Annotated in this window: 11 protein-coding genes; 5 read left to right on the plus strand and 6 right to left on the minus strand. The window is 70.7% G+C overall.

The features are described from left to right. Window positions 1-9 precede the first annotated feature (9 nt). Complete coding sequence (locus tag ACFT9I_RS15040) at window positions 10-852, minus strand: NAD(P)H-binding protein (protein ID WP_382564277.1); 843 nt, start codon at window positions 850-852, stop codon at window positions 10-12. An 86-nt stretch (window positions 853-938) separates the two neighbouring features. Here ACFT9I_RS15040 and ACFT9I_RS15045 point away from each other — a divergent pair, with 86 nt between their 5' ends. The 3 genes from ACFT9I_RS15045 (at window position 939) to ACFT9I_RS15055 (ending at window position 3,656) form a co-directional block, all read left to right on the plus strand. Further along, on the plus strand, window positions 939-1,556 hold the full coding sequence (locus tag ACFT9I_RS15045) for a TetR/AcrR family transcriptional regulator (RefSeq protein ID WP_382564279.1): 618 nt from the start codon (window positions 939-941) through the stop codon (window positions 1,554-1,556). A 115-nt stretch (window positions 1,557-1,671) separates the two neighbouring features. Continuing rightward, entirely contained in the window at window positions 1,672-2,976 is a 1,305-nt protein-coding gene (locus ACFT9I_RS15050) for a histidine kinase (RefSeq protein ID WP_382564281.1), read from the plus strand. A gap of 35 nt (window positions 2,977-3,011) precedes the next feature. Next, entirely contained in the window at window positions 3,012-3,656 is a 645-nt protein-coding gene (locus ACFT9I_RS15055) for a response regulator (protein WP_382564304.1), read from the plus strand. Window positions 3,657-3,686: 30 nt separating this feature from the next. On the opposite strand, the gene ACFT9I_RS15060 is transcribed toward ACFT9I_RS15055, so the two are convergent. Together ACFT9I_RS15060 and ACFT9I_RS15065 are read right to left on the minus strand one after the other, a co-directional pair. Further along, window positions 3,687-4,586 carry a hypothetical protein gene (locus ACFT9I_RS15060; RefSeq protein ID WP_382564283.1) on the minus strand — a complete coding sequence of 300 codons (900 nt, stop codon included), beginning with the start codon at window positions 4,584-4,586 and terminating at the stop codon, window positions 3,687-3,689. 99 nt (window positions 4,587-4,685) lie between these two features. Next, on the minus strand, window positions 4,686-5,108 hold the full coding sequence (locus ACFT9I_RS15065; protein WP_382564284.1) for a VOC family protein: 423 nt from the start codon (window positions 5,106-5,108) through the stop codon (window positions 4,686-4,688). 55 nt (window positions 5,109-5,163) lie between these two features. Between ACFT9I_RS15065 and ACFT9I_RS15070 the strand changes: the two genes are divergently transcribed. Continuing rightward, window positions 5,164-5,772: a TetR/AcrR family transcriptional regulator gene (locus ACFT9I_RS15070; RefSeq protein WP_382564286.1), complete on the plus strand. Its 609-nt coding sequence runs from the start codon at window positions 5,164-5,166 to the stop codon at window positions 5,770-5,772. Between the two features lie 21 nt (window positions 5,773-5,793). Here the strand turns inward: ACFT9I_RS15070 and ACFT9I_RS15075 are convergent, their stop codons facing one another. Continuing rightward, the gene (locus ACFT9I_RS15075) at window positions 5,794-6,858 is read right to left on the minus strand and encodes a hypothetical protein (RefSeq protein ID WP_382564288.1); all 1,065 of its coding nucleotides are present in this window, start codon (window positions 6,856-6,858) and stop codon (window positions 5,794-5,796) included. Between the two features lie 137 nt (window positions 6,859-6,995). Next, window positions 6,996-7,685 (minus strand): M24 family metallopeptidase, encoded by a 690-nt coding sequence (locus ACFT9I_RS15080; protein ID WP_382564290.1) that lies wholly within the window; start codon window positions 7,683-7,685, stop codon window positions 6,996-6,998. Between the two features lie 135 nt (window positions 7,686-7,820). Here ACFT9I_RS15080 and ACFT9I_RS15085 point away from each other — a divergent pair, with 135 nt between their 5' ends. Further along, entirely contained in the window at window positions 7,821-8,279 is a 459-nt protein-coding gene (locus ACFT9I_RS15085) for a nuclear transport factor 2 family protein (protein WP_382564291.1), read from the plus strand. A 96-nt stretch (window positions 8,280-8,375) separates the two neighbouring features. On the opposite strand, the gene ACFT9I_RS15090 is transcribed toward ACFT9I_RS15085, so the two are convergent. Further along, a partial coding sequence (locus ACFT9I_RS15090; RefSeq protein WP_382564292.1) for an ADP-ribosyltransferase occupies window positions 8,376-9,760 on the minus strand: 1,385 nt, incomplete at its 5' end.

A 9,760-nucleotide genomic window follows, 5' to 3' on the forward strand; every position in this document is an offset into this window, starting at 1 on the left:
GTCAAGGGGTCAGCGGAAGGCGGCGGCGCTGCGGGTGGCCCACTCCGCGAACGGGCGCGGCGCACGGCCCAGGACCCGCCGGACGTCGGGGCTCACGCGCCGCTCGGCGGGCAGCGGCTCGCCGAGGATCGCGAGCGTGCCTGCCACCACCGGCTCGGGCATGAAGGCGCGCATCTGGTCCCTGGCCTGCTCGGGGGTCTGCTCCACGAAGCGGACCGGCTCGCCGAGCACGGCGCCGATCGCCGCGGCCCGGTCGCGGGGGGTGGTCGGGGCGGGGCCGGTGAGTTCGTACACGGCGCCGGCGTGGCCGGGCCGCAACAGGGCCGCGGCGGCGACCTCGGCGACATCCGCCGGGTCGACCGTCGGCAGGCCGACGTCGCCGAACGGGGCCGAGGCCACGCGGTCGGTGCGGATCGACTCGGCCCAGGCGAGGGCGTTGGAGTTCAGCCCGCCGCTGCGCAGCACGGTCCAGTCCAGGCCGGAGCCGCGGAGCGCGGCCTCGAAGGCGGCGGGGTGGCGGTAGGAGTCCGGCCGGGTGGCGACGCCGAGCGAGGAGACCAGTACGACGCGTCGTACGCCGCCCGCCTTCGCGGCGTCGAGGAGGTCCTGCGGGTGGTCGCCGACCGCGAGCAGGAACAGCGCGTCGGCTCCGTCGAGGGCGGGGCGCAGGTCGTCGGGGGCGGTGAGGTCGGCCTGTACGTGGCGTACGCCGGCGGGCAGGTCACGCACCACATCGCCCGTCTCACCGCGCACCGCACCACGCGACACCGCGGTCACCGCCTCGCCCGCCGCGTCGAGGACGCGGACCAATTCGCGGCCGACGTTGCCCGTGGCTCCAGTCACTGTGATCATGAGAACTCCCTGTGAGTTAGTTGGCTGACTAATTCCTTGCTCGGGACGCTAGCACGCGCCCCTGCCGGGGATCTACAGTTGGTCAGGTGACTGACTCAGCGAAGCCGAAGGTGCGGGCGGCCGACAAACGCCGACGGCTCACCGCCGCGGCGGCACAGGTCCTGCACGAGCAGGGCGTCGAGCGCACCACCCTGGCCGACATCGCGCGCGCGGCCGACGTCCCTCTCGGGAACGTCTACTACTACTACAAGACCAAGGACGAACTGGTCCGGGCGGCGCTCTCCGAGCACAGCACGCACCTGGACGAACTCACCCATTCACTGGACGAGTTGCCCGATCCGCGCGACCGCCTCAAGGCACTGATCGAGGTCTGGATCAGCAGCCGCGACGTCGCCGCCCGCTACGGCTGCCCGACCGGGACCCTGGCCGTCGAACTCGACAAACGCGGCGACGGCACGCTCGACACGGAGGCCGGCGCCGTGATCCAACGCCTGGTGGACTGGACCGGCCACCAGTTCCGCGCCTTGGGCCTGCCCGCCCCTGACGATCTCGCCATCACCCTGGTCGCCGCCTATCAGGGCATGTCACTCCTGGCCAACGCCCTGCGCGACCCGAGCATCATGACCCGCGAGGGAACCCGCCTCCTGCGCTGGCTCGACTCCCTGAACGCTCCCGATCCGACACCCAGTCGGACCCCCCTCTAGAAGCACGACCGACAAGCAGGGCACACGTGGATTCAAGTGGATCCAAGTGGATTCAAAGGGACGCCCGGTCGGCGGCTCCGGTTGGGTCCGGGCGGGGCGGGATTAGGCTGGGGGGATGGCTGAGTCGTTGCCCTCCGTGGTCGCCGGTCGGTGGCAGCCGCGTGGTGGGGCTGTCGTACGCGTAGGGCGTCGTGTGCTCGGGGAGTCGGTGTATCTCCTCACCGCGCCGGTGAGTGCCGTGGTCGGTCTGCTGCTGGTCGTCGGTGGGCTGTGCATGGGGATGGCCGGGCTGGTGTTGCCGGGCGTGGGGCGGCGGGGGTCGGCGGTGGTGCGGTGGGGCGGTGATCTGGAGTGGTGGCGGATCGGCAAGGTGCGTTCCCGGGGCGGCGAACAGCGGTCGAGAGTGGCCGGCGCGGCCGATCCGGGGCTGTGGCTGGACCTGGTGCACGCGGTTACGGTGCTGCCCGTCGTGCTGGTCACCTCCGTGGTGACGGGGCTGTGGTGGTTCGTGGGAGTCGCGACCGTCACGTACCCCCTGCGCAGCGGGGACGCTCCCGGGTCGCTGCCGCCCATGACGCTGTACGCGGGCAGCGACCAGTCCCATGTCGCCCTGAGCCTGGGGCTGACGTCGCCGGCCGAACGGCTCGTCTTCGCGATCACGCTCGGTCTGTCGCTGCTGTGCACACTGCCGCTGGTGACCCGGGTGTGCGTCGCCGCCCAGGCCGGGTTGGGGCACGCGTTGCTCTCCAACATGTCCGCGCTGCACCGCCGGATCAGCGGGCTGGAGGCGGAGCGCGACACCGCCCGCGCGCAGGCCGTCGCCGCTGTGACGGCCGAGGCCGCCGCCCTGCGCCGGCTCGAACGCGACATCCACGACGGGCCCCAACAGCAGTTGGTCCGACTGGCGATGGAACTCGGCCGCGCCCAGCACAACTTCGACACCCGGCCGGAGATCGTCCGGGCCGCGCTCGCCGACGCGGTCGTCCAGACCCAGGAGGCGCTGGACGAACTACGAGCCCTGTCACGCGGCATCGCCCCACCGATCCTCGCCGACCAAGGACTGCGGGAGGCGCTCGCCGCCCTGGCCGCGCGCTGCGTCGTACCCGTCGAACTCGACGCCGGTCCCCTGCACCGCCGACTGGACGCCGCGGTCGAGACGGCCGCGTACTTCGTGGTCTCCGAGGCTCTGACCAACGTGGCGAAGCACAGCGACGCCCGCCGGTGCACGGTCGGAATGCGCCACGCCGACGGAACCTTGCGCGTCTGGGCGACCGACGACGGGGTGGGCGGCGCGGCCCTCGCCAAGGGACACGGTCTGCGGGGCCTGGACGACCGGGTACGTGCGGTCGGCGGCCGGCTGCTGATCACGAGCCCCGACGGCGGCCCGACGACGATCACCGCGGAGCTGCCATGTCGCTGATCTCGTACGAGACGGACCGCACCGCCCGGCGGCCGCTGCGCGTCGTCGTCGCCGACGACGCGGTGCTCCTGCGCGAGGGCCTGGTCCGGCTGCTCACCGAGGACGGTCACCAGGTGGTGGCGGCGGTCGGTGACGGCCCCTCCCTGGTCGATGCGGTGCTCGAACACCGCCCGGACGTGTCGCTCGTCGACGTACGGATGCCACCGACCCACCGGGACGAGGGCCTGCGCGCGGCGATCACCGCCCGCGGACAGCTGCCGGGCGCCCCGATGCTGGTGCTCAGCCAGTACGTGGAGGTGTCGTACGCCGCCGCCCTCCTCGCGGACGGCTCCGGCGCCGTCGGCTATCTGCTGAAGGACCGGGTCGCCAAGGTCGAGGAGTTCCTCGACGCCCTGGACCGGGTCGCCCGTGGCGCGACGGTGCTCGATCCGCAGGTCGTCGCCCAACTGCTGGCCGGGCAGCGCCGGGACGACCCACTCGGCGCGCTGACCGCACGCGAACGGCAACTGCTGGCGCTGATGGCCGAGGGCCACTCCAACACGGCGATCGCCCGGCGACTGGTGCTCTCCAACAGCGCGGTGGAGAAGCACATCGGCAACGTCTTCGCGAAGCTCGGCCTACCGCCCGACGACGCCCAGCACCGCCGGGTGCTCGCCGTCCTCGCCTATCTCAACGCCTAGGTGACGGCACGGCCGTAGCGTGAGCCGTCATCACCATCCGCCCTCGAAGAAGCCCAGGAGCGCCGGCGTCGAGTCCGCCGTGGTGATCGCGTTCGCCACGGCCACGACGATCATCGCCGGCGAGAGCAGAGCGGAGAGAACACCGAACGACCCAAGCACCCGCCTCGTTCGCCTGTCGGACGCCCCTGTTCTCGCGAACCTCTTCCACAGCACCACACTCACGCCGACGAGAACGGCCCCCACGATCGCGGCGGCCACGGCTATCACCGCGTGGTAGCGGGAGAAGTCGCTGATCATCTCCTGGAGGGCGGGAGTGGTTCGGTCGTTCGCGTTCGGGCTCACGTTCGGGTTCGGGTTCTCGGCCAGGCCCTGCTTGATCTGATCGAGCGCAGCGGCGAGTTCGCCTTCGGGTGCGTCGAGCGGCAGCATCGGCAGCAGTGAGGAGAAGGGGGCTACCGCACCCTGAATGTTGGCCATCAGCGCGGCCAACGAGAACAGCGCGAGCGTCGTGACGAGAACCCCGGCCGACGCGAGGGCCGCCCTGCTTCCCGCCCCGAGGCCGCCGGCCCTCAGGAATACCTTCCACAGCCCGCTGCCGAGCGCGACCAGCACGATCAGCAGGAGCGCGGCGATCACGGCCTTGGCCACGTGGTAGTGAAACCAGTAGTCGACAAGCCTCGCCAAGTCCGGCGGGAACTCGCGGTCCCCGGAGTTCCAGTAGTCGACGAACGGCCCGGGAAGGCTTTCACCGAGGGCGCGTTCGTCGGTGAAGCCGCCGTCCGACATGCGCGCCGCCCACGCGCGCGGGACGAGGACGAAGGCGGGGACGAGCGCCACGGCTACGGCTACGGCGAGGGCGAGGGCGAGGGCGACGAGCGTGGTGTACGCGCGAGCGGAGATGGCCGCGGATCGCGGTGGGGCTGCTGTCATGCCGATCAGCCTTCCGCGCCGGCGCCCACCCGGTCACTGCGGTATGCCATCCACTTGGGGTGTGGCCTGCCACACCCCAAGCCTGGTCCGCCGCCACCGTCAGTCACGTGGCGTCGTCTCGATCAGCTCAAGGAGATTGCCTTCCGGATCGGCGACGTAGGCGTAGCGCATGCCCTCGGTCACGCCGGGCGCGGGGGACGACACCGAGGCGGCGCGGCATTCACCGGTCAGACGGGCGAACGCGGCGTCCAGGTCCAGGACTTGGACGGCGAAGTGGGTGAAGGTCTGCGTGGCGGTGGCGGCGAAGGGGTCGGTGTGCGCGAGGGGGCTCGACCCGGGCCGTTCGACGAACTCCACCCGCAGGCCGGCCCCATCGCTCAGGACGACGGTACGCACACCCGCCTCGGGCATCTCCAGGCGCTCATCCACGTGAGTGAGCCCGAAGGCGCGGCCGTACCAGGCTTCCTGGGCCGTGAGGTCGGCGACCGAGAGGCTGATGTGGTGGAAACGAGCGGAGGTCATGGCAGCTCCCGTGGTTAGTACCTCTTACCTGGTAAGTGGGATTAACCTTAAAGCCATGTGCCCTCCTGTCAAGCGGCGACCCACCGGCCAACACCACGGGGACCTGCGCAACGTCCTGCTGCGGGCGGCCCTCGAACTCGTCGCCGAACGCGGCCCGCACGGTTTCACCCTGGCCGAGGCGAGCCGTCGGGCGGGCGTGAGCGTCGCGGCGCCGTACAAGCACTTCGCCGACCGGGAGACTCTGCTGGCCGAACTCGCCACCAGGGGATACCGCGAGCAACGGAGCCGCTTCGCCGTCGCTGTGGGCGGCAGCGGGAGTCCCGTGGAGCAGCTCGCGGCCTTCGCGTCCGCCTACGTCCGTTTCGCCGCCGAGGAGCCGGCCCTCTTCGACATCACCTTCAACGCGGGCCTCGACAAGTCCCGGTTCGCCGAGTTGGCCTCGGCCGGCGACGAGGTGGCCGGACTCCTGCTGCCGGTTGCCCGTCGGCTGGCCCCGGACGCGGACGAGGCGTCCGACTTGCTGCTCCGTATCGCCGCCGCCGCGCACGGACTCGCCGTATTTCTACGTCAGGGCCTGTTCGGCGCGGGCGGCGGCGCCCTCACGGACACGGAGGAGAAGGCCGCTCGCACGGCCCGGGCGATCACGGGGCAGCACGACGCCTGACCGGCGGCGGGGCTTGGCCGGTCACGACCGCGAGGCGGTTCCGCACTCGTCTTCGTCGGTGTCCTGCAGGCGGACGTCCATCGACGTACTGCGGTCGTACGGGTCCATCGCGGGGCCGGAACCCTTGTCCGTACGCTCGGAGGTGAACTCGGGGAGGAAGAAGCCGGTGGAGTCGGCGCAACCGCCGTTGGTGGCGTCCACCTTGTAGGAGAGAAGGGTGAACGTCCCCGCCTCGGTGATCACCTTCGCCGGGTCGTCCCAGCTCATCACCGTCTCGCGGCGCGCGATGGTGCGCGCGACCTCGTCGCTGCCCTTCGCCGCCCGGACGACCGGGTAGACGTACGTGACGTCGCTGGTCACCTCGACCGCGCCACGCTTGCCCTCACGGAACGTGATCTGTCCCTGCGTCTTCACCACGTTCCCCACCAGCCGCACCTTTGTCTGCGCGAAGCGGCTGAACAGCAGCAGGGGGTCGTTCTCCTCACCGGGCTCGCGGAACGCGGCCGTCACGTAGTCCTGGACATCGCTCTGATGGGGATTCATCAGCGCGATCGCCTTCTTCGGCCGCTCCCCGCGCAGCACGGCGGGATCCAGACTGGACGCCTCAAGGAAGTTCCGGGTCTCGTCGAGCGCCCGAGCGACCTCCTCCTTGGTCATCCAACCGGTCGCCCGCGCCTCGGGCATGCTGATCCCGGCCGTCCCGTCGAACCACTCCACCGCCGGAGATCCTCTGAACGGCTCCTCCGGCGTGGGCAGTTGGGAAGCCGGCTCAGTGACGGGCGAGGCGGTTCCGCCGGCTCCGTCGCCGTCCCCGAACCATCCGACGACCCGCCCCGGATCCAGCGCCACGGCCAACAGGCCGACCGCGAGCAGCAGTCCGACCACGTACCACGCCTTGCCCCGTTCACGCCGGGGCGGTTGGTGAGTCCGCCATCCCGCAGGAGGTCCGGGCTCTTCCCGCAGCCGCCGTCCGACCATCCGGGCCCGCGCGGACGGCTCCTGGGGCGCGCCGGACGCCCCGGCCTCGGCATCCCGCAGGAAGCGCTCCCACTCCTCGTCCGGTATGGACTCCCCGTCCTTGGCCATGCCGCTCTCCCCCATGTCGCGCGACGGTTCCACCCCCGGGCCCGTTCGCGATCCGAACATCATCACATGGCCGATCTGCGGTGACGCGCCGGGCCCGGGGGTGGGGCGGAGAGGGGGAGGCCCGGCAGGCCGGGGTCTCAGCCGAGGTCGAGGAGTTCCTCGTAGAAGCCGCCGAAGCCGTGTTCGCGGTCGACCAGGTGGATCTCCAGGATCCAGTGGCAGGCACGTCCGACGCGGTCGGTGCGGCGCAGCGGGGTCTCGTTCCCGGGTGCGATGTACGACTCGATGTCGGCCCCGTCGATCTTCTCGTGCGGGAACTCGCCCACCGGATGCCCGGCGTGCCAACCGCCCAGCTCCCAGCCGCGTTCGGCGGCCAGCCGGGCGACCTCGGCGTACAGGCGGGCACCGGTGATGTCCGGGTCGGCGTCGAAGGCGCGGCGTCCGGCGGCGAACACCTCGGGCAGGTCGTCGCGCAGCCGGTGCTTGACGGGATCGTCGCCGAGCACGAAGGTGCGCCCGAAGTCGGCCTCCCACTCCTCGAAGATCGGGCCGAAGTCGGCGAAGGCGATGTCGTCCTGGCCGATGGCCCGGTCCGGCGGGTTCTCCCGGTACGGGTGGAGGGTGTTCGGCCCGGAGCGGACGATGCGCTTGTGCCAGTGGCGGGTCGGGCCGAACAGCTCGTTGGCCAGATCCCGGATCCGGTCACTGACCTGCTGCTCCCCCACACCTGGCGCGACCAGGCCCCGCGACTCGATCTCGGCGAAGAGGTCGGCGGCCTTGGCCTGGGCGTCCAGCAGGCGTGCGGCCCGGGTGGTCTCGTCGTTCATCTGTCCCTCTCCGTCGTGTGTCGCAGGGGCGGCCGAGCCCAGCCTAGACGAGAGAAATGCTCACTGTTGGCGAGACCAACAATCTGCATTAGTGTTGGTCAGACCAACATTCGAGCACCCGACAAAGGGGCCGCCATGTCCGCCGACACGCACACCGCCGACACCCGCACCGCCGACACCCGCACCGCCGACACTCGCACCGCCGACCGCGTCGAGATCGCCGAACTCTTCGCCCGCCTGGCCAACCTGCTGGACGAACACCGTCACGACGACGCCCACACCGTCTACACCGACGATGTGGTGGTGCGTTCACCGCGCGGCGGCGAGCTGCACGGCCTCGACGAGGTGACCGCGTACCTGCGGCGAAGCCGGGTGGAGGGGGAGCACACCCAACACGTGCACGGTGACGTGCTGGTGGATGTGGACGGCGACCACGCGAAGGCGACGGCGAGCGAACTCACGTACTTCTACCGCGACGGCGAACCGCCCTACCGGACGAGCGGCCTGCGTGAGTCCTGCACCGCCGTGCGGACCCCGGCCGGCTGGCGGTTCAGCGACATTCGCATCATGCTCGCCTGGCTGGACGAGAAGTGACGCGGCCGCCGCGCGTGCCGGCCGCGTGAACGCCGTTACGACGCCGGGCGCCTGCGCGGTGATTGGCCGGTCACCGCACAGGGCCGTAAGGGCGGCTCAGCCGACCTGCTTCACCTCGATGACCTTGTACTCCTTGCCACCGATGATCTTCGTCCGCTCTCCCACCTTCTCGAACTTGCCGTCGCGCGGGATGAGGACCTCCGACTCCCTGCCCCGGTAGCGGGACAGGGGGTCGATGTTGCGGCCGTTGTCCGTGGTGACTTCGAGCAGAACGTTCTCGCCGCCGGGCCGGTTCTTGTTCGCCGAGGCTTCGACGGCACGGTCGGCCTTCGCCGGGTCGCTGGACGTGCTGAGGTACTCGGGCATCTCGACCACCTCACCGCTGGCGAACCTCTCGATCAGTTCGTCCGGCATGAACGTGCCCCGGTAGAACGTCCCCTCGACCGGGGGCAGGTGGTCCAGAGCACGGTCCATGCGATCGATGAACTGATCCATGTTGTTCCCACGGAGGCCGGGGATCGTGTTGCCCCGCAGGTGGCTGTTCGCGTCATCGGCCCAGGAGCCGGTGTAGTCGGCGATGGTGAGCGCGTCCTCGGCGGTGAAGTCCTTGGTCAGCTCGTACTTCTTGGCGATCTCCTCGACCTCGGCCGCCCACTTCTTGCTCGCCTCCTTACCGCGCTGGTACTCCGGGATGTCGTCCAGGACGTTCATCGGGGTCTTCAGGGGGCAACCACCGAGGTGCGGCGGCTTGGGCGGCGGCTTGGGCTTCGGCTTCGGCTCGGGCTTCTCGTCCGGGTCGTCCTTGATCGGCGGGGGCGGCGGGTCGGTGAGACCGAGCGCGTTGCTGAGCCTGTCCTCGACGATCTGGTAGGTATCGACGCCGGCGACGGCGGAGCCGGACACGGCCGCCATCATGCTCATCGGGGAGGGCGCTCCGGAGCCGGCCGCGAGCGTCGTACTGCTGACGACAACCTGCTGAGGGGCCCCGGCCGAGGCGAGCGTGTAGCGCCCGCTGCCGGCTGTGCCGGTGGTCACACTGCCGTAGAAGGCGACGTTGGTGGTGTCCGGGCAGTCGTCCTTGTCCTCGTCTTTGTCGTCGTCCTCGTCGTCCTTGTCCTCGTCGTCCTTGTCCTCGTCCTTGTCGTCGTCCTCCGGGGGATCATCCGGCTTGGGGACGTCCTCGCAGTACTGGGTGATGCCCCAGGGGGCCATGACCGGATTGCAGACGGTCTCGGTGTCGTCTTCTTCGTCGTCGTCGTCTTCGTCATCATCGTCGTCGTTGTCGTTGTCCTCCGAACCGCCGCTGCTCGAACCGCCGCCGGAGGAGGAGCTGCCGCCGGACGAGCCGCCGGAGGAGGAGCCACCGCCGGACGAGCCGCCGCCGATGAGTCCGCCGATGAGCCCGCCACTGGCCATTCCGCCGATGGAGCCGGCGCCACCGTTGGAACCGCCACCGCTGGAGCTGCCGCCGGAGTTGGAGC

Source organism: Streptomyces sp. NPDC057137, assembly GCF_042670825.1.
Classification (GTDB): domain Bacteria; phylum Actinomycetota; class Actinomycetes; order Streptomycetales; family Streptomycetaceae; genus Streptomyces.